Genomic DNA, 20,296 nt, shown 5'->3' on the forward strand with positions numbered 1-20,296 from the left:
ATACGCTTAGTGAGTACTTATATTACAGAATACTTTCCTGATCCTGATTGTATTGCCAAATATAATGGGGGCAAAATCGAAAATGTACTGGCCGCTGTGGCCAGCCGTTTTATCGGTGCCTATCCCCCGCAGCCTCCGGTGTACCGGGTACATTCGCAGAGTGGTTTCAACCGGCTCCGCGACTGCCGTTACGATATGAATCTGGAAGAACGACTGCCGGAGCTAGCAGCAGGACAATTCGTATATGTATGGGGAAAGCTGTGGAGTGACAATGAGGTAGATGCCCCTTTCTCAGTTAGTTGCTATAGTCCAGTTAAGGTTTACATAAATGGACGGCTGGTGTTTAGCTCCAATCTAAATGATGATGTGTTTCCGGACAGAAAGACGTTTTTTCGGGCGGGCATGGATAAAGGCTGGAACCATCTGGTACTGGAGTATGTTGCAACAGGTACAGGTTGCGGAGGGGTTTTTGGAACGGGCAGTGTCAAAGGTGCACCAGTACACTTTCTTATTCCGACGGCGCAGTTAAGCGGTTGTGAAGGTTGGATTTATAGTGGACCCCAGCAGACATCTTGGGCAGCTTGGCTGGAAGCTGAATTCACTGAAGAGCAAATGACAGCTCGCTGCGTTTGGTTTCCGACACAGCAATGGTCGCCACAGGAACAGGCAACTGGCAACTGTTCACGCATATTTGGGGAAATGCTGGGAGCCAAGGCGTATGCTTGGTGTAAGCTGGAAGTTAACAGCCTACAGAAAGACGACATTCGTCTGCAAGGTAGCTATCGTGGAATGGCTGAAATCTCTATCTATGTGAATGGGAAACTTGTAGCTGAGTATCAGAACGTGAAAGGTATGCTTGATATCCAACTGGAGCTTGGTTATGGACTACATGATCTGGTCGTGGAGTCCATCTGTGGAGAGGGGAATTGGGGATTTGAACTGGACGTACGGTCTGGTGGTGTTCAGAGTAGTCTCGTGCAACCATATCCCGTTGAAGGATTAACTGATCCATGGTTGTACCTTGGATTGTTCACCAAGGAGGCAGCGCCGAAAGTCTTAGAACTGACCTCTATGGATACTTTATTTGGGGAAGCGGATGAAGTAACCTTTTGGCGTGTAGACCAACCGAATAGCTGGGTTAGGCCTTATTTGGAGAGTGTTATGTTTGGGCGCTGGAATTACCCTCTAGGCGTAACCCTGTACGGATTGCTGAGAACAGGAGTAGAGCTTAAGGCCCCCCATTATGCCGAATATGCACAACACCATATTGAGCAATGTACAGGGCTGCATAAATATGCCTTATGGGACCTTGGACGTTATGGCGCTCCGGGCATCAATCATCAGCTGGCGCTGATGGATTCGCTGGACGACTGCGGATCCTTCGGGGCAACGATGCTGGAAGCACATAAGCTTCGTCCACTACAGGGCGCACCGGAAGCTGCTGCTGAAATTGCCAATTACATTACTAAAGTGCAGAGCAGGCTGCCTGACGGAGCTTTGTATCGGACCAGTGGCACAGTTGATTTTATGCAGCAGACGATGTGGTGTGATGATCTGTATATGAGCACGCCATTTCTAAGCAAATATTATGAAATGACCGGAAATGCGGCTTATCTTGATGATGCGGCGGTGCAGTTTTTACATTACAAGGAGCGGCTGTTCCAGCCGGAGCTTGGCATTATGCATCATGTGTATGATTATAAGTTTAATAAACCCAATGGCGTGCCTTGGGGCAGAGGTAATGGTTGGGTGATTTTCTCGCTGACTGAGCTGCTTGAAGTTATGCCTGAGCAACATCCGTTGCGAGCTGATTTGCTTGATTATTTCCGCGAGCTTAGTAAAGGCTATCTTAAGCTGCAAGATGAGCGGGGCCTATGGCATCAAGTGTTGACGGATCCTGAGTCCTACGCGGAGGCTTCTTGTACCTCTATGTTTATTTACGCTTTTGCTAGAGGCGTACGCTGCGGTTGGCTGCTGGAACCAGACTCATACGTAACCTCTGCAATCAACGGCTGGAGCGGCTTAACCCGTCATTGTATTGACAAACAAGGCAATGTTTACGGTGTCTGCCGCGGTTCGGGTTATTCGTTTAATAAACTGTATTATAAAGATGAATTGACCTGGCAATTAAACGATACACATGGGATTGGCATCGTGTTGCTGGCCGGAATTGAGGTTCACAGGCTCGTACGAGATTTGGAAATGAAATCACATAACGAAGCAAAATGAATGGCATGATGAGGAATGAGATGACCGTATTAATCACAAAATGCCAGCTGAGCAGCGATACTCCATTAGTGGGGATCGCTGCTCTTTGTTATGCGTTACAGTGCTACCTAAACCCCCGGCCCCCCCCGAAACCGCCGATTACTCCTGCTAGACAAAGTTATGCGGACTCAGATGACGTTATTTGCAGATTTATCGCCTTTTGGGGCCATTTTCGGACTCCAGTGACGTTATTGCTTCGAAAACGGCCAATATAGGTAGCTTTTTATGCCAATAGCGACTATGGGGTCCGATAAAATCCCAAAATAGCGATTATGCTGCGAATAAGGTCCACTGGGTCCGATAGCCTCATGAACTTTGTTCGCGCGAAAAGATAATCTAGTGACGGGGTATTGTTGTTGCTCAGATGCCCCAGATACTCCAGATGCCAGATGCCAGATGCCAGATGCCAGATGCCAGATGCCAGATGCCAGATGCTCCCGATGCTCCTGATGCCCCCGATGCCCCCATATGCCGACAACATTTCACATGTATCCTTCCGGGCGACGGAGCGGCTACATAGAGAATCGGTTGTGATTTCTAGCTGTGGATCAGCGGTTTTGCTTGCGATATTGCAAGGGCGAACGTTTAACGATTTGTTTAAACACACGCCCGAAGTGGGCGATGCTGTCAAAGCCGGTATCCTCGGCGATGTTCGTAACTTTAGCGTTGGTGCTCTGCAAGAGACGTTGGGCTTCCTTGATCCGAATGTAGTTTAGATATTCTACGATGGTGAAGCCAGTCGTCTGCTTGAACACACGGCAGAGATAGGTGCTGCTGATGAAAAAAGTCTCAGATAGCCGCTCCAATGTAAGCTTTTCAGCATAATGTGTTTGTAAAAAATCGATAATTTCGTAGACTTTTAGCTGCTTCTCACTGCTCTCAGGGGCAATGGGCTCGCGGCTTATTTCCTGTATTCTGTTCATTTCAATAAATAGTTGGATGAGCAGCGTTTGAAGATAGGGAATTTGCTGTGTCCGTGGTTCTGTTTGTTCTTTTAGCATGCTGAAAAGAAGATATTCAATGGCCCCCTGTTCATGTACTCCGGGCCGCAAAAGCAAGCTTTGTGTAGCCATAAATGGAAAATGCAGCTCGAAGTGCGCCAATGTCTTTTGCAGAAAGCTTTCCTCAAAGTTAATTAAGATCCGTTCATGGCTTGCAGAGCCTTTAGACGTGGTACGATGGAGCTCGTTCTTGTTAATAAAAATCAGATCACCTTTACGCAAGGTGTAGATCAGGTTATTAATGTAATAACTGCGTTCCCCGGCGAGTAAATAATAGATTTCATAAGTATCGTGATAATGGTCGGAATCCATGCTGAATGGACCGGCTCTTTTTATTTGCTCAATCATAAAAGGAGGCTGAGGCTCCTGTTCCATGCTAAATCTGCTCCTTTCTGATAATGAGGATAATATATGCAAAGTTTTTATTGTTTCTGCTAATAATTGCTTAGATTCAGATGTATTTTATACTATACACTATAAGAAGAAAACGTTTTTAAATCAATAAGTGATGGAGTGATCCTGATGTCCAACAAGAAATATGCTTTCGTAGGAACTGGCGGCCGAGCGGAGTTTTTTTATGGTGAGATCACCACGAATTATCGTGAAACCTCTGAAATTGTAGGCTTTTGCGATGTGAATGGAGCAAGAATGGATTATGCGAACCGTTTGCTGGAGGAAAAATATAAATATCAAGCGGTTCCTACCTATAAAGCTCATGAGTTTGACCGTATGATTGAGGAAACCAAACCTGACACGGTTATTGTCACGAGTATTGACCGCACGCATCATCGTTACATTATCCGGGCGATGGAGCTTGGCTGCGATGTTATTTCGGAGAAACCGATGACAGTGGATGAAGAGAAATGTCAGGAAATTCTTGAAGCGATTGAGCGGACTGGGAAAAAGCTGCGTGTGACCTTCAATTACCGCTATGCACCACACAACACCAAAATCCGTGAACTTATTATGGACGGCGCGATTGGAGAAGTGCTTTCCGTCAACTTCGAGTGGCTGCTAAATACGCAGCATGGGGCGGATTACTTCCGCAGATGGCATCGTGATAAACGGAACAGCGGTGGTCTGTTGGTTCATAAATCCACACATCATTTCGATTTGATGAATTTCTGGCTGGGTTCGCGCCCAGATACGGTTTATGCGATGGGTGATCTAAGATTTTATGGCAGAGAAAACGCGGAGAAGCGCGGGGTGACTGAGTTTTATCAGCGTGCTCATGGTAGCAGTGCGGCGGAAAATGATCCGTTTGCCCTGCATCTTAAAGATAATGAGCAGTTAAAGCAGATGTATCTGGATACGGAGCGTGAGGATGGTTACCTGCGAGACCAAAGTGTGTTCGGTGATAATATCAGTATTGAGGATACGATGGCGGTTATGGTCAAATACAAAAATAAGACGATTATGAATTATTCACTTAATGCTTATCTGCCTTGGGAGGGCTTCATTGTAGTATTTAATGGAACGAAGGGGCGGATGGAAGTAAAGGTCGTCGAACAGTCTTATGTAAATGCCGGAGGAAACAAGGAAGATGAAGGGGCGTTAAAAGACAAGCGGATCACGGTCTTCCCTCATTTCGCAGCGCCTTACGAAGTGGAGATAGAAGAAGGAGTTGGGGGGCACGGGGGCGGAGATCCTGTGATGCTGCGTGATATTTTTGAACGTCCGCTGGAGGATCGCTTTAATCGTGCGGCTTCCCATGTGGACGGGGCGTTGTCTATTATGACCGGGATTGCGGCAAATCGTTCAATAGCTACTGGACTTCCAGTTAAGGTAGATCAGTTAATAAAATTGTAGTAGCCCGTTTATGAACAAGCGGCTTGGGGTTCGGAGGGTGCGTTTCTCCAGAATCCCGGAGGGCCCTCCGCTCTGTCCGCACGTTAAGCCAACTTCTACTTTTAGATTGAGCTAAAAAAGTAAAATAAAAGGCTGTCTCCAAAATCATCGTAGATGACTAAGAGACAGCCTTGTTTATTTTAGCTAAAACAATTATTGTTTGACGATGTTAAAGCCATCTTTTTGCAATTGGGTCACGATACCATCGTCACCGAGCATATGCAGCGCGCCAACGACGACAAGGTAAGTCGCTTTTTTATCACTATTCAAATATTCTTTTACATGCTTCACCATGTTGACGTTACGATCCGAAACCAGGCCTTTATAATACTCTGGCTCTTGCGCGACCGCTTTTGTCATCGCTACGAGCGACTGCTCATCACCTTGCATCCACATTTGGGATAGTGCATCCAGTGAAGCTGCTGTGGAAGTATTGTCCGTTTGATTGAGGCTGCCGAGTGTGTCGACAAGAAGCTTTTCTTGCAATCCATCTGAGAACTGGTCGAACATATTCAGCTGCAATTGTGTGTTTTCCAGTTCAATAATAGGTTTGTTCAGCTTGCCTGCTTTTTGTAAAAAATATAAATCAATGCCGGTATCCGCCGTATAACTTGTAACTTGCATCTGTAGACTTGAGACACCTTGGGTAACGACCCACGGTTTGAAGGAATCGAATGCATTTTCCGCCAGACCATTTGCTTTTAGCAGTTGAGTCACTTTGTTATAGGTATCTGCGGATACATGATCCTTGAGCTTGGTTCCATCTGTATAAGAGCCTTTTTCCAAAATAAACTTTTGGATCTCAGCTTGATCAATCTTAGAGATATCTACTTCGACACCTAAATATTGCGAGGCTTCAAAGGCAGCTTCAATCTCCGGACGCAGCGGGTACATTTTGTCGTTAGCCACATGGATAGAACCAAGCAGATAGACGGTGTTGCCGTTGTTCTCCACTTTCCATAAGAATCCGGTGCTTCCGGCAGCTTGAGCATTGGCCACAAAAGTGATGGTGCGCAGCGCTGGACTCCACTCCACCTTATAGCCGATCGTTTCTCCTATAAAGCGGACAGGAACATAGGTGACATTGTTGATGGTTTTAGGAGCCACCTCTAGTTTTTTCTTCTCCCCGTTTACCGTTGCGGTTGTGCTGCCAATGGTCAGTGAGAGGGCCAGTCCATTTTTGGTCCCTGTTACGGTTTGGGTTTTTTTATTCCAATTAATATTTACATTAAGCTTCTCTAGCAGGGGACGCATAGGAACTAGGGTCGTTCCTTTTTCTACAACAGGGTTAGAATTGCCTAACTTTATTTCGGTTCCATCAATCCATACACCGACAGGCTTTTCAGCAGCATGCGCAGTGGTAAAGACAGACATAACCATGAAAATGGATAAAAATAATGCACCTAGCTTTTTCATTAATAGGACACTCCGTTTCTAAAAAAGAATGAAAGATGTAAGTCACTCTCTGATTTTAACGTATTTTCCCATAAACAGTTATACCTTTTGTTACTATATTGATTTGATGCCTATGATTGGAAAGTAAATTTACAGTACTTCACGTCATTCAAAAGTCAAAATAATGCACATCAAAGCAAAAATCGCCCCTATTAGATCCTGTTCACTCTCCTTATCATGAAACGTAAGAAACGAAGAGCCTGAAGGGAGCAAGGAACTTATGTGGAGCAGTGCGATTGAAGATGCGATAGAGAAGGTACGTAAGAACATAGACCGGTTCGGGGGCAGTTTCCCTCATGTCAGCAGGAATGGAACTTATCAGCTCAATAACAACGACGACTGGACTAACGGATTTTGGAGCGGCATGTTGTGGTTGTGTTATGAATATACGCGGGATGACAGCTTCCGTATTGCGGCATCCCATACCGTAGAAGATTTCCGCCGCCGTTTCGCGGCAAAGACCGTGCTTGATCATCACGACATTGGCTTCCTGTATTCGTTATCCTCTAAAGCCCAGTGGATTATAGATAAAGACGAATCTGCGCGTCAACTGACATTGCAGGCGGCAGACCTGCTGCTGAAGCGCTGGCGTACAGCTGGCGGTTTTATTCAGGCATGGGGACCGGAGGGGGATGCTCAGGAAGGCGGGCGGATCATTATTGATTGTCTGTTAAATCTTCCCCTTTTGTATTGGGCAGAAGAACAGACCGGTGATTCCGTATACAGGGAGGTGGCGGTCTTGCAGGCGGAGAAAACGAGACGGTATCTGGTACGGGGAGATGACAGCTCTTACCATACGTTTTTCTTCGACCCGAAGACCGGAGAGCCGATTGGCGGCGCCACACACCAGGGTTATACTAACGGATCGACCTGGACGCGCGGGCAGGCTTGGGGTGTTTACGGTTTTGCGTTATCCTACCGCTATACCAAAGATCCGTTGTATTTGGAAACGTCCAAGCGGATGGCCCGCTATTTTCTGGAGCATTTGCCGCAGGATCATGTCGCTTACTGGGATTTTAATGCTCCGGTATCTCCGGATACTTACCGGGATAGCTCGGCCTCAGCAATAGTAGCAGCCGGACTACAGGAACTGCTGGAGCTAATGGATGGGGAGGATTCGGAGCGGGCTTATTTTCAGCAGGGATTAGTGCAGTCGATGACTTCGCTTGTGCAGAACTATTCCACGCTCGGTGAAGAGGCGGAGGGGCTGCTGAAGCATGGTTCTTACCATGTGCGCGGCGATCTGTCTCCAGATGACTTCATGATCTGGGGAGATTATTTCTATCTTGAAGCATTGATGCGGCTGCAAAAAGGCAACAAGGGGTACTGGTATGAACGCTGATGTCAGACAAATCTCCCCCTATGCCGTCTTTGCGCTGCTCAACCTTGAGTTGCCCGCTTTAGCTCTAGTGAAGAATGCGCTCAGCCAAGCGCGGCAGGACGATGCGCTGACTGAATTACATCGGTATTTGACCCGACGGAGCACGCCGGGCTGGCGGAAAGAGGATAACCGGAAGCAGCTTATTGACTATGTACGGCTTTATTGTGCAGACGAGCTGGAAGCTGTAATGAAGACAGCGGATGAAGTTGTGGAACAGACGTTTCTCTTTCGTTTTCCCTGGGATATGGAGCGCAGCCGCATTCCGGTTACCTTTGAGGAAGAAATTGACTGGCGTCATGTTCCGGACAAGGATGTAGAATGGGCTTATATGCTGAATCGCCACCGCTACTGGGTGGCATTAGGACAAGCGTATGCGATAACAGGTAAAGAGGTTTATGCGAGAGTATTTTGCTGCCAGCTTGAAGATTGGATAGACCGTAACCCCGTTCCAGACAAGCCTGCGAATGATACGCTGACATGGCGTACAATTGAAGCGGGCCTTCGTTGTGCTAACTGGATTAAAGCACTGTCTTATATACAGGATAGTCCGCTGCTCACACCGACGCTGCTGGCCAAAGTGATGATATCTCTGCATGAACACGGCCAATATTTAGCTTTATCGTTTACGGGCTGGAAGAAGATCAGCAACTGGGGGGTGTTGGAGACTTGTGGTTTGTTCCAAACTGCGCTCTACTTCCCTGAGTTCACTAGCGCCAATAACTGGCGACAGCTCAGTGAGGAGAGATTGGGAGAGACGGCGCGAATTCAGATTATGGCGGACGGCATCCACTGGGAGCAATCTCCCACCTATCACCATGAGGTTTTGGTATGTTTTCTCGACTGCATCCACTTAGCCCGATTGAACGGACTGGAGCTTCAGGAAGAATTTCAGCGAAAGGTTCAGCAAATGGCTGTCGCTTCATTGTATTGGGCCAAGCCGAATCACCGGCAGCCGATGCTTGGCGATAGTGATGACAGCGATATCCGTTCGCTTTTGACTTATGCGGGCTGGTTATTTCAGGATGCTGTACTCCGCTTTGGCGGATACGATCAAATGGATTATGACAATGCCTGGTTGTTTGGGATAAATGGAGTTGAGAGCTACGAGCGGCTGACTGCGGAGCTACCGCCAAACTTGTCACACGCCTATGCACATTCCGGCCATTATGTGATGCGAACGGGCTGGGACGAGCAGGATTTGTACCTATATTTTCACTGCGGACCGCTTGGGGGTGGACATGGGCACGCGGATCTGCTACATTTCGATCTGTATGCCTATGGGCGGGATCTGCTTACCGATCTTGGCAGATACAACTATAGTGATCATACACCACTTAGAAAAGCGCTAAAAGAAAGCGCTGCCCATAATACGACCACTGTCGACGGAATTGGATTTACCGAAATCACGGATACATGGTCCTTCTCTCAGATTGCGAAGCCAACGGGCTGCCAATGGATCAGCCATCCGGACTTTGATTATGTAGAGGGCAGCCACGACGGCTACCGTCATTGGGATGATCCGGTCTACCCGTTAAGGAGGATCCTATTTATTAAGCCTTTTTACTGGCTTCTGGTGGACAGCTTCAGTTCCCGGCAGGAGCATACATTTTCCCAGCATTTTCATTTTGCACCCGGAACGGTTCAGATGGAAGATGGAACGCTAATATGCCGTACCAAAAATGAGCGGGAAGCCAATCTTTGTATCCTTCCTGTTCATGTTGATGGTCTTCAGGGCAGGGTTGATGCTGGGGTAATCTCCCGCGAATATAATCTGCTGGAACCCAATCAGTATGCTGTGTACTCCCGAAAGGGGAAAGGAACGGTCTCGATCATGCAGGTGCTGTACCCGCAGTCTGCGGGTGAGTTGTTCTGTCCGCTGGTCGAACAAGTGCCGATTTACCGCCATACGGGTGAACCGGTGGCTGCTGCACAGGCGGAGGCCTGCCGCATCATCCTCCCCGAAAGGAATGAGGAGCATATTATCGTGATCAGCCACGAGATTCCATCCAGTCATTTAGATTCCTATGTAGTGGAAGGCGTACAAATTTTTGGAGAAGTAGTGCTTATGGTTTCTGCAGACGGTCAAAAGAAAGTCACGGTAATCAGATAATGTATGATACTGGACAACGGGCTGATAGAATAAAAGAAAAGAGCATGAGAGAGGCGCGGAGAAAACATGTTCAAATTCACTTACTATAGACGTATCCAGGTTTCATTTCTTTTGCTGATTTTTATCCCGCTGATTGCAGTATCGATCATCTCCTTCGTGCTCATCCGGGATACGATGGTAGAGAAGCTGCAGCTCAGCAACGATAACTTCCTGAACGTTATGATTGACGAACTAAATAAAACTATTGATGATGTGACGTTCGCTTCCCATTTTATTGTAAACGATACCAATTTCCGCGCTAATCTGAAGTCATTTGCGGATACTGAGCGGCTAAATAGCTATCAGGATTACGTACATTTTACGCAAATTCAAGATGTGTTTTCGCTCATCAACTCTAAGCCGTTGAATAATAATATCCGCATGTATTTGGTCAACCGGAAACACTTTGTGATCTCCTCTGGGACGGAGAATTTATCTGTAATCAATGCTAACCTGGACAAGCTGATGAGCCGTGTCAATATCCACGAACCGGAGACCTTGCAATGGCTTGGGATGGCTGACAGCGGTTCCGGTAAAAGCAGCAGCTATTATATTGCCAGAGTAATCTATGACAGCCGGGAGAAACGGCAGGTGTCCGTGCTGCTTATCTCAATTCCTGAATCCTATTTCAATAAATTGCTCGGACCCGTCGAATTTGGCAAGGTTGCGTTATTTGATTCTGGAGGAGGCTTGATCGCTGGGAACTCAGAATTGGCTCCAGAAGGCAAGGAAGCGAGAGGAAGCGTTCGTACAGCCAGAGCTATCGACAAATCCAATTGGCAGCTGATCTATGAAGCTTCGGAGAAAGAATGGTCGGGCCAGATCTCGCGGACGTTTTATAGTGGCATTGGCTTGGTACTCCTCTTATTTATTGTCTTTTCGGCTACCTCCATGCTGATTGCCAAAAGATTGCATAGTCCGATCATGAAGCTGCAGCGCGTTGTGCGCCAGTTCGGGATGGGGAATCTTGATGTCAGGCTGGAGGTCAAGGGCAAGGATGAAATCGCTGAGCTGGGGCAGACGTTGAATACTATGCTGGACCAGCTGCAAGGACTGATTCACGACATCGAGCTGGAGCAGGAACAGAAGCGGGTGATGGAGCTGGAGGCGCTGTTTATGCAGATTCGCCCCCACTTTTTGATCAACACGTTGAATTCGATTAAATGTAGCCTTATTTTGGCCAAAGATAAGCTGCATAGCGGGATCATCGATTCATTAATGAGTCTGCTCCGGGCCTATTTGAAGGTCAATGAACCGGCTACCTTGCGGGAAGAATGCAAACTGCTTGGCCATTATATCGATATTATGAAGATCCGCAACGAAATCCCTCTTGAACTGGAGGTCGATCTGGAAAAGGATACAGAGAAGCTCATCGTCCCTAAGCTAATTTTGCAGCCCCTTGTAGAAAATGCAATCGTCCACGGATTGGTTGACCACCCGGCACCGCGTATTGTCGTTCGCTCGCGAACGGTCCCTGATGGGATCATGATTGAAGTTGAAGATAATGGCTGCGGTGCAGGGGCTGAAGTTCTGGCGGGCCTGAACCGCAGGTTACTGTATAAGGACGATGAACAGGATGAAGCTTATCAAAGGGTCGGTTTAATTAACGTGGTTCAAAGGCTGAGGCTGACCTATGGTCAGGATACCCGCTTGTCGCTGCATAATCTGCCGCAGGGTGGGGTTTCCGTTTCTCTGTATTTGCCGCAAGGCAATCATCAGGTTAATCTGTCAGAGAGAGAGGGATATTGATGTATAAAGTGATGCTCATAGACGATGATGTTCCTATGCTCAAAGTGCTTCAGCAGATGATTGACTGGGAGGCACATAGCTTGCAGATTGTCGGCAGCACCTATTCCAGTGCCAAGGCGTTATTAATGTTTGAGGAAGTGCAGCCTGACATTGTGATCACGGATATTGGTTTGCCGCAAAAGAACGGGATTGAGCTAGCCGATTGCTTCACCCGCATGAAGCCGGAGGTCAGAATTATTTTCCTGACCTGTCATGAGGATTTCCATTATGCTCAGCAAGCGGTAAAGCTGAAAGTGGATGATTATTTAATCAAGGACCAGCTTACAGAAGAGCAACTGGAGAAAAGCCTTGCCAAGTCCATACACTTGCTTAAGTCGAAGATCGGGTTGATCAGCCATGGGGAGACAGGCTACAACAGCCAGCTCTTCCGGCAGAACCTGCTCCAAAGGGTGATTGGCGGTGCTCCGCCTGAAACCACACTGGCCTATGCGGCGCAAATCGGCATATCCTGGACGTATCCGTGGTTTATGCTGGGCACGGTCAGTATTCATTTTTCCAGCTTCGACAAGCGATACAAGCAGAGTGAGTATCCACTTATTTTATATGCTATTTACAATATAGCCTTGGAATTGTCCGAAACGTGTGAAGGGATTACGCCTTTCTTGGAGCAAAAGAATATTGTGATTTTATATAATTATCGTGTGAATCTGGCGCAGAATGCCAGTCTTCATTTTCACGATTATTTACAGCGGCTGTGTTCTGAATGCTCCCATCTTCTTAAGATTCAACCGGGCATTATTGCCGTCACAGAGAAAATGGAGCTACAGGCGATTGGCCAGATCCATCGGCAGATTGTTCAGGACAAATGCGAGTTCTATGCAAGTGCGGATTACACGGTTCTGGATACTTTGCAAATCGCTTCTCCACGTTTCCAGCCTGCTCCCCAAGGATTTCTGGACAGCTATATCCCGCAGATGGAACGGGCCGTGATTAAAAAAGACCTTGAAGCCATCCGTGGCACTTTACAGGAAATCGCTAGGACTGCAAAAGCAATGTCTATTCATCCAGGCGATTTCGCCCGGGATTTATCCTTTATGCTCCGCGGCATCGAGTTAATGTTTACAAGCCTGATGTTCGATGAGGATCTGTTCGTCTATCTCGTGCAGACCCGCACACTTGAAGATACGATGGAACTGGTGGAAAGAAAGCTTGTACAGATTACAGGCAGCAAGCAGCAGGTGACAGGAGCTTCTCCGCAGGAGCCCAAGCTGCAGCTTATCCAGCAGTATATCGACCAGCATCTTGGCGATAATATCACCTCAATTGATATGGCACGTTATCTGTTTCTGGATCCAAGCTATTTTTCGCGTTATTTCAAGCGCATGACTGGCCTGACCTTTACGGACTATGTACATCAGCACAAGATGAAGGTCGCTACCAAAATGCTGAAAATCTCCAGCCAGAACCTGGAGTCGCTGGCCGTCGGCCTGGGATATTCGGACAGAACCTATTTTTCAAAAGTGTTCAAAAAATATGTAGGAACAACGCCAAGCGAATATAAATCCAAACATTCGGTACGCTGAGAAGCACAATTGTTAATGATATGAACAGACTCGCCGCCCCTCTAGGGCGGTTTTTTGTTGTCGGCGGACAAAGGTCAAAATCTTGCACATTCCGGGTCATAATCACTCCTTCTTGCGGAAGGCGGATGTATTACTATAATGACAAATCAAATTGTCGAGGTGATACAACGTGGAGGCTGCAAAACAACCTGTGCCAAAAATTCTGCAAGAGAAGCGGAAATTCTGGACTCCGCAACGGAAAGAGGCTTTAACCGGGTGGCTGTTTTTGGCACCGGAAATTGTCGGGATGCTTTTTCTTAATGTATTTGCGCTTGGATTCTCACTTTATTTGAGCTTCTCGAAATGGGATCTATTGTCGGGAGTCAAAGGAATCGAGTTCATCGGATTGGATAACTATATCAAAATGTTCCATGATCCGAGTATCATTCAAGCTTTGAAGAACAATGCTTTTTATATGATTATGACCGTGCCGATACCGATTGCGATTGCGCTGGTGCTCGCGGCATTGATTCAAAACAGTGTGTTCCTCAAAAATTATTTTAAAGTGGCTTTCTTTATTCCTTATATTTCTTCGATTATTGCGATAGCTGCCGTATGGAGTGCATTGTTCCATCCGTCTCTTGGGCCGATCAATCAGTTGCTGATGGAGTTTGGAATTTCCAGCCCTCCGAAATGGCTAGTTGATCCAAAGACCTCACTGTTATCCATTGCTATTATCAGTTCTTGGGCGAGTCTTGGCTACACCATAATTATCTATATGGCTGGCTTGACGAATATTTCCGATGAAATCTACGAAGCCGCCGAAATAGATGGCGCCAGCGCGTTGAAAAAATTCTTTGCCATCACAGTTCCGATGCTGCGTCCGACCACATTTTTCCTGCTTATTACCATGCTGATTGGCTCGTTTAAGGTGTTCGACATCATCGCCTTTTTGACCGAAGGCGGTCCGAATAATTCTTCTACCGTGCTTGTGTTCAGGATCTATGAGGAAGGATTCAAATACTACAACATGGGCTACGCTTCTGCAATTTCCTGGCTGCTATTCGCTGTTATCGGCTTGATTACCGCGGCCACTTGGAAAATGAGAAATGAAGAATAAAGGGGGGAGATTAATATGCAACTGATTAGAAAAAATATGTCCAGAGTGATCACTACCTGCATCATGGGGGCTTTGTCCATTGTATTTCTTATTCCGCTGATCTGGATGATTTCCGCAGCCTTCAAATATGAAAAAGATGTAATGCGCTTCCCGATCCAATGGATTCCCGAGAAGATCAATGTAGCGTATAATTTCAAGATGGTTTGGATGGGACGGGTACCTTTCTCCCATTTCTATTTAAACTCCTTTAAAGTTGCGATTATTACAACCTGCATCACACTGATCATTTCATCTATGTCGGCGTATGCCTTGACCAAAATCAAGTTTAAAGGACGGAATATGGTCTTTCTGGCGCTGCTGTCATTCATGATTATTCCTGACCAGGCCACGCTGATTCCGCGTTTTCTGCTGATTCGTTGGTTCGGCCTCTATGATACTCATGCTGCTATCGTATTAATGAGTATGTTCTCCATCTACTTCACGTTCTTGCTGCGGCAATTTATGATTGGTATCAGCGACGAATATATTGAAGCGGCGCGAATTGATGGTGCAGGCCATTTGCGGATATTCTGGTCTATCATTGTTCCGCTCTGCAAGCCGGTGCTCGCTACCGTGGCGATCATTAAATTTATCTGGACCTGGAATGACTACCAGAATCCGCTGATCTTCTTGCTAAACAAGAATCTGTACACTATCCCACTCGGTATGACACTGTTCCGAGATGATTATTCGAACAACTATGCGATTATGATGACGGCAGCCGTTTCGGCGATCATCCCATTGGTCATCGTGTTCATTGCCCTGCAAAAGCAAGTCATTAACGGAATCTCCTTGGGGGGCGTAAAGGGCTGACTTGCGAGTATGCAAAAGAGGGTAAAAGTCAAAAATGTGATCCTACTACAGCAAAATTGTGCACTTGGCCTGTACAGCGGGTGCCTATAATAAGAAATGAACAAGGCACTATACTTAAATTTCAGTGCGGGGGGAAGTAAAATGAAAACAAAGGGCAAAAAAAGATTATCCGTTGTACTAGGCTCCATGCTGGCGGTTTCCTTAACGTTAAGCGCCTGTGGAAATTCCGGAAATTCAGAGAAGAATGGCGGTGCTGAAGCCAGTACGAATGCCGGGAACACCAAGGTGGACAAGCAAGTCGCCATCAAATATTACAACTGGGACAATGAAGCCCAATCAGCAGGCACGGATGCCATGCTGCAGGAATTTATGGATCAGAACCCAAATATCAAGGTAGAGCATGTGACACTCGTTCCCGGTGATTCTGTGGAGATGCTGAAGAAACTCGACTTCCTGATTTCATCCGGCGAAGCGATTGACGTTGTTCAGGTACCAAGCCTTGGAGGCGTACTTGAACGGGCGACCCGGGGAGCGCTTGCCCCGCTGAACGAATTCTATGAGAAGGATAACCTCGTTCCTGAGGATGAATATTATGTGAATGCTAAGGTAGACAACAACTATTATGGGATGCAATATACCAAGAGCAGCAACTATGTAATGCTGAACAAAGATGCACTGGATGAAGCGGGTCTGCCTGTACCTACTTTTGGCTGGACATGGGATGACTACCGCGACTATGCCAAAAAACTGACCAAAGGTGAAGGCGTAGACAAACGTTACGGCACATACTTCCACACCTGGGAGTTGTATATGAACGCACCGGCCCAAACGATGATGAAAGATCCATTCGTGTATGATGACGGGACGACCATTTTCGCGGATCCAACCTATAAATACTTCTTCCAGCTGCGCAAAGATATGGAGTCTGCTGATAAATCTGCGAAAACTTATGCAGACGCTTTAGCGGCTAAGCTCAATTACCGCACGGAATTCTTTAATGAAGAAGCCGCTATGATTCTGGCTGGTAACTGGACGATTGCTGATCCGGGCAATACAGAGCAGTATCCGCATGATTTCAAGACAGCTTTTGCTCCGGTACCGGTGCCTCCGGCAGGATCGGAACCGAAAGAATACGAGGGCAAATACTTCACCAGCGGCAATATGCTGGCGATGGGCGCTACTTCGAAGAACAAAGAGGCGTCTTTCCAACTGATGAGATTTATGTCAACGGCTGTTAGTGATAACAGACTGGAATTCTCCGGTTATAAAAAAGCGGATAATGAAGCCTTGCTGACCAAACTGGTAGCTGGCAAAGAGGATATGTATGATATGGATTCACTCAAATATACACTCTTTGACAGTGCAATTCAGTTCCTTGATGGTGCGCAGGTGATGACGACGGCAACGTCCGAATTGACCAAAATAATTGATGACGGCTTCAGCAGATTTATGCTTGGAAATGAATCGATTGATAAGGTGCAGCAATGGATGGTTGATGAAGCAACAAAAATTATCAACGAAAAAGGTGTTATCAAATAAACAGGGAATAAGCAAGTATCACAAGTTGTGGACGGGGCTTTGGAAGGTCATCAACTGGCTTTCCAAAGCCTTATTTATATATTGGGCCTACACAAACATATGGGAGAGTGTAGAAATGATGGAAAGCAGATTTTCACAGAACAAGCCGGAAGAGCAACTGGCGCTGCCTTCTAGGGAACAGCTGGAGTGGCAGGACCTGGAGCTGGGGATGTTTTGCCATTTTGGCATCAATACGTTTTGCGATCAGGAGTGGGGAGAAGGCAATGATTCACCTGCGGTCTTCAATCCGCTTCATTTGGATGCCCACCAATGGGTTAGTACAGCCAAAGAAGCTGGATTCCGTTATTTTATACTGACAGCTAAACATCATGATGGCTTCTGCTTGTGGCCGACTGCGACAAGTACTTATTCTGTGGCTTCTAGCCCATGGAAAGAAGGGCGCGGCGATGTCGTCAAGGAATGCGCGGAGGCTTGCCGTGAACTTGGAGTTGGCTTCGGCATTTATTTGTCTCCGTGGGACAGACATGAGCCCTGTTATGCAGATCCGCAAGCGTACGATGATTTCTATGCCCTGCAATTGCAGGAATTGCTTACGGGCTATGGTCCGCTTACGGAAATTTGGTTCGACGGCGCAGGGTCGGAGGGCCGCAATTACGATTGGCAGCGGATTATGGATCTGATCAAGCGCCATCAGCCAGGCGCCATGGTGTTTAATATGGGGGCACCAACGATCCGCTGGGTTGGCAATGAGGATGGCGTTGCTCCTTATCCATGCTGGAACACTGCGAATTCTGCGCGGGGTAGCATGTTCAGTGAAGCTTCATTGAACTGGCTTCCCGGAACGCCGAGCTGGGTGCCTGCGGAATGCGATGTGCCCATCCGTAAAGACCGCTGGTTCTGGCATCCTGAGGAGGAGCATCTGCTGCTGTCTCTGGAGCAGCTAATGGATATTTATTATCGTTCGGTTGGACATGGGGCAACTTTGCTGCTCAATGTAGCCCCTGACAACCGCGGGCTGTTTCCGGAGGCTGATGTGCAGCGGCTGCTGGAATTCGGCAAGGAGATAAGACGCAGATTTGACAAGGCTCTGGCGGTAACAGCAGGTACTGGAGATATTGTTGAACTGGAATTGCCAGCAGCTACTGTGATTGATCATGTCGAGATTATGGAGGATATCGCTTACGGCGAAAGAGTAGAAGGATATATGCTGGAAGCGTACAGCAACGGAGCGTGGCTGGAGTTGAAGCGTGGCAGTTCGATTGGCCATAAGAAAATCGACGCCTTCCCTCCGGTTGTCGCAGAGAAAATCCGCTTACGGGTGTCAGAAGCTGCCGCAAGCCCCAAGATCAGACGGCTTGCCGTCTACCACTGCGGGGAATCGTTAGAATAAATATTAATAAAGGAGGTTGTCGATAATGAGCCTGCTCACCTGGAACGACGGACACTATTTGCTGGACGGACAGCCTTATCGTATCGTATCGGGAGCCATTCATTATTTTCGGGTTGTGCCTGAATATTGGAAAGACCGGCTGCTGAAATTGAAAGCCTGCGGATTCAATACCGTGGAGACCTACATCGCCTGGAATATACATGAACCTAAAGAAGGGGAGTTCGTATTTGATGGCATGGCCGATGTGGTATCTTTTATCGAGCTGGCTGGGGAGATTGGGCTTCATGTTATTGTCAGACCGAGTCCATTCATCTGTGCGGAGTGGGAGTTCGGAGGCCTGCCGGGCTGGTTGCTAGCTTACGGGGAACTCCAGCTTCGCTGCTGTGACCCTCTTTATTTAAGCAAGGTAGACCGTTATTACGATGAGCTAATTCCTCTGCTGGTTCCGCTGCTCTCCACACATGGCGGACCAATTCTGGCCGTTCAGGTAGAAAATGAATATGGCAGCTATGGTAATGACAGTGGCTACCTGGGCTATATGCGTGATGGACTGGTCAGCAGAGGGATCGATGTGCTGCTCTTTACTTCCGACGGGCCAACTGATGAGATGTTGCTCGGCGGAACACTGGAGGATGTGCATGCGACAGTCAATTTCGGCTCCAGTACAGAGGAATCCTTCCGCAAATATCGGGAATACCGCTCTGAAGAGCCGCTTATGGTGATGGAATACTGGAACGGCTGGTTTGATCACTGGATGGAGGATCATCATGTACGCGATGCCGGGGATGTAGCAGGTGTTCTGGATGAGATTCTGACCCAGGGCTCCTCATTTAATATGTACATGTTCCATGGTGGAACCAATTTTGGTTTCTATAATGGTGCGAATCATATCGTCACCTACGAGCCAACGACTACAAGCTATGACTATGATGCCCCGCTCACGGAATGGGGAGATACGACGGCGAAATTTGAAGCTGTCCGGTCGGTACTCAGCAACCATGGATTTGCCCCGACTTGTCCACTCCCTGAGCCGATTCCGAAGATTTCTTACGGGAAAGTCGCTTTGACGGAAAGAGCGGAACTATTCACGGCTTCCAATCTGGAGAAGTTATCAGAGACGGTGAACAGCGTGTGTATACAGCCGATGGAGAAGCTCGGACAATCCTATGGTTTTATATTGTACAGCACTTTTGTGCAGGGACCGCGGTCCAGACAGAAGCTTTACATCGAGGGCGTGCGCGATCGGGCCCAGGTCTTCCTGGATGGACAGGTGCTTGGGGTGATTGAGCGCTGGAATCCGCTGCCACTGGAACTTTCCATCCCCGCTGGGGGAGCGCAGCTGGATATCCTCGTCGAGAACATGGGACGAATCAATTACGGGCCGCTCATTCGCGATCCGAAAGGGATTCTGGACGGGGTTCGGATTGATAACCAGCTGCAATATAACTGGACGATTCGTACTTTGCCGTTGGAACAGGAACAGCTGGCTTCACTAGCGTACAAGAAGCATCCGGTGGAGAAGCAGCAAGCTGCGCCCCTTTCGGGTCTGCCCGGATTCTACCGGGGGAGCTTCGAGGCGGAGGAGATTGGCGATACCTTTCTACGATTCGATGGATGGAATAAAGGGGTCGCCTGGATTAACGGATTTAATCTGGGCCGTTACTGGAACGTTGGACCGCAGCGGGCGCTATATATCCCTGGTCCACTCTTGCGCAAGGGGTGCAATGAGCTGGTTCTTTTGGAGCTGCACGGCCGTGCGGAGACTTGCGAGATTGAGCTTGTGAACCTTCCTGATCTGGGAAGAACTTCGGCCGTCGATGACGCCGTGTTGAATTTTGTGCAGGATGATAACTTGTAGATGCCTTTAGCTTTAACCAATTCTAAGATTGGGGTGAACAAATGCGTAAACCAAGTCTATTTTTAGTATTAGTTCTCATTGTTGATCTTTTTTCTTCCTGTGGGGGAGTTCTTTATCCCTCGCA

General features: G+C 47.5%; 14 protein-coding genes. 11 read left to right on the top strand and 3 right to left on the bottom strand.

Annotated features, from left to right (window positions below; genetic code table 11):
• Positions 1-9: 9 nt before the first annotated feature.
• On the top strand, positions 10-2,229 hold the full coding sequence (locus MHI25_RS07975) for a glycoside hydrolase family 88 protein (RefSeq protein WP_340395218.1): 2,220 nt from the start codon (positions 10-12) through the stop codon (positions 2,227-2,229).
• Positions 2,230-2,628: 399 nt separating this feature from the next.
• Here the strand turns inward: MHI25_RS07975 and MHI25_RS07980 are convergent, their stop codons facing one another.
• Complete coding sequence (locus tag MHI25_RS07980) at positions 2,629-2,754, bottom strand: hypothetical protein (RefSeq protein WP_340395219.1); 126 nt, start codon at positions 2,752-2,754, stop codon at positions 2,629-2,631.
• A 62-nt stretch (positions 2,755-2,816) separates the two neighbouring features.
• A complete protein-coding gene (locus tag MHI25_RS07985) occupies positions 2,817-3,644 on the bottom strand; it encodes an AraC family transcriptional regulator (RefSeq protein ID WP_340395220.1) in 828 nt (275 codons plus the stop codon).
• Between the two features lie 147 nt (positions 3,645-3,791).
• Between MHI25_RS07985 and MHI25_RS07990 the strand changes: the two genes are divergently transcribed.
• Positions 3,792-5,078 (top strand): Gfo/Idh/MocA family oxidoreductase, encoded by a 1,287-nt coding sequence (locus MHI25_RS07990; RefSeq protein ID WP_340395221.1) that lies wholly within the window; start codon positions 3,792-3,794, stop codon positions 5,076-5,078.
• A gap of 192 nt (positions 5,079-5,270) precedes the next feature.
• Here the strand turns inward: MHI25_RS07990 and MHI25_RS07995 are convergent, their stop codons facing one another.
• Entirely contained in the window at positions 5,271-6,533 is a 1,263-nt protein-coding gene (locus tag MHI25_RS07995) for a TraB/GumN family protein (protein ID WP_340395222.1), read from the bottom strand.
• Positions 6,534-6,792: 259 nt separating this feature from the next.
• Here MHI25_RS07995 and MHI25_RS08000 point away from each other — a divergent pair, with 259 nt between their 5' ends.
• The 9 genes from MHI25_RS08000 to MHI25_RS08040 all read left to right on the top strand — a co-directional run bounded on the left by MHI25_RS08000 (position 6,793) and on the right by MHI25_RS08040 (position 20,172).
• Positions 6,793-7,914: a glycoside hydrolase family 88 protein gene (locus MHI25_RS08000; RefSeq protein WP_340395223.1), complete on the top strand. Its 1,122-nt coding sequence runs from the start codon at positions 6,793-6,795 to the stop codon at positions 7,912-7,914.
• Positions 7,904-10,063, top strand: coding sequence for an alginate lyase family protein (locus tag MHI25_RS08005; protein WP_340395224.1), 2,160 nt, complete (start codon positions 7,904-7,906; stop codon positions 10,061-10,063). The genes MHI25_RS08000 and MHI25_RS08005 overlap by 11 nt, the downstream gene beginning before the upstream one ends.
• A gap of 66 nt (positions 10,064-10,129) precedes the next feature.
• Positions 10,130-11,851, top strand: a complete 1,722-nt coding sequence (locus MHI25_RS08010) for a histidine kinase (protein WP_340395225.1) — start codon at positions 10,130-10,132, stop codon at positions 11,849-11,851.
• A complete protein-coding gene (locus tag MHI25_RS08015; RefSeq protein ID WP_340395226.1) occupies positions 11,851-13,434 on the top strand; it encodes a response regulator in 1,584 nt (527 codons plus the stop codon). Before MHI25_RS08010 ends, MHI25_RS08015 begins: the two co-directional genes overlap by 1 nt.
• Before the next feature lie 169 nt (positions 13,435-13,603).
• The gene (locus tag MHI25_RS08020) at positions 13,604-14,533 is read left to right on the top strand and encodes a sugar ABC transporter permease (protein ID WP_051490863.1); all 930 of its coding nucleotides are present in this window, start codon (positions 13,604-13,606) and stop codon (positions 14,531-14,533) included.
• A gap of 15 nt (positions 14,534-14,548) precedes the next feature.
• A complete protein-coding gene (locus MHI25_RS08025) occupies positions 14,549-15,385 on the top strand; it encodes a carbohydrate ABC transporter permease (RefSeq protein ID WP_036675652.1) in 837 nt (278 codons plus the stop codon).
• 141 nt (positions 15,386-15,526) lie between these two features.
• Positions 15,527-16,924: an extracellular solute-binding protein gene (locus MHI25_RS08030; protein WP_076100552.1), complete on the top strand. Its 1,398-nt coding sequence runs from the start codon at positions 15,527-15,529 to the stop codon at positions 16,922-16,924.
• A 115-nt stretch (positions 16,925-17,039) separates the two neighbouring features.
• Positions 17,040-18,314, top strand: coding sequence for an alpha-L-fucosidase (locus MHI25_RS08035; protein ID WP_339190174.1), 1,275 nt, complete (start codon positions 17,040-17,042; stop codon positions 18,312-18,314).
• 25 nt (positions 18,315-18,339) lie between these two features.
• Positions 18,340-20,172: a beta-galactosidase family protein gene (locus MHI25_RS08040; RefSeq protein ID WP_340395227.1), complete on the top strand. Its 1,833-nt coding sequence runs from the start codon at positions 18,340-18,342 to the stop codon at positions 20,170-20,172.
• Positions 20,173-20,296 lie beyond the last annotated feature (124 nt).

The organism is Paenibacillus sp. FSL E2-0177 (genome assembly GCF_037992975.1).
In the GTDB taxonomy this organism is placed as follows: Bacteria; Bacillota; Bacilli; order Paenibacillales; family Paenibacillaceae; genus Paenibacillus_AQ; species Paenibacillus_AQ odorifer.

Bases quoted from the DNA above. Each gene is read 5' to 3' on its own strand.
- MHI25_RS07985 (WP_340395220.1), bottom strand. From the start codon at position 3,644: ATGGAACAGGAGCCTCAGCCTCCTTTTATGATTGAGCAAATAAAAAGA.
- MHI25_RS07990 (WP_340395221.1), top strand. From the start codon at position 3,792: ATGTCCAACAAGAAATATGCTTTCGTAGGAACTGGCGGCCGAGCGGAG.
- MHI25_RS07995 (WP_340395222.1), bottom strand. From the start codon at position 6,533: ATGAAAAAGCTAGGTGCATTATTTTTATCCATTTTCATGGTTATGTCT.
- MHI25_RS08000 (WP_340395223.1), top strand. From the start codon at position 6,793: ATGTGGAGCAGTGCGATTGAAGATGCGATAGAGAAGGTACGTAAGAAC.
- MHI25_RS08005 (WP_340395224.1), top strand. From the start codon at position 7,904: ATGAACGCTGATGTCAGACAAATCTCCCCCTATGCCGTCTTTGCGCTG.
- MHI25_RS08010 (WP_340395225.1), top strand. From the start codon at position 10,130: ATGTTCAAATTCACTTACTATAGACGTATCCAGGTTTCATTTCTTTTG.
- MHI25_RS08015 (WP_340395226.1), top strand. From the start codon at position 11,851: ATGTATAAAGTGATGCTCATAGACGATGATGTTCCTATGCTCAAAGTG.
- MHI25_RS08025 (WP_036675652.1), top strand. From the start codon at position 14,549: ATGCAACTGATTAGAAAAAATATGTCCAGAGTGATCACTACCTGCATC.
- MHI25_RS08030 (WP_076100552.1), top strand. From the start codon at position 15,527: ATGAAAACAAAGGGCAAAAAAAGATTATCCGTTGTACTAGGCTCCATG.
- MHI25_RS08035 (WP_339190174.1), top strand. From the start codon at position 17,040: ATGATGGAAAGCAGATTTTCACAGAACAAGCCGGAAGAGCAACTGGCG.
- MHI25_RS08040 (WP_340395227.1), top strand. From the start codon at position 18,340: ATGAGCCTGCTCACCTGGAACGACGGACACTATTTGCTGGACGGACAG.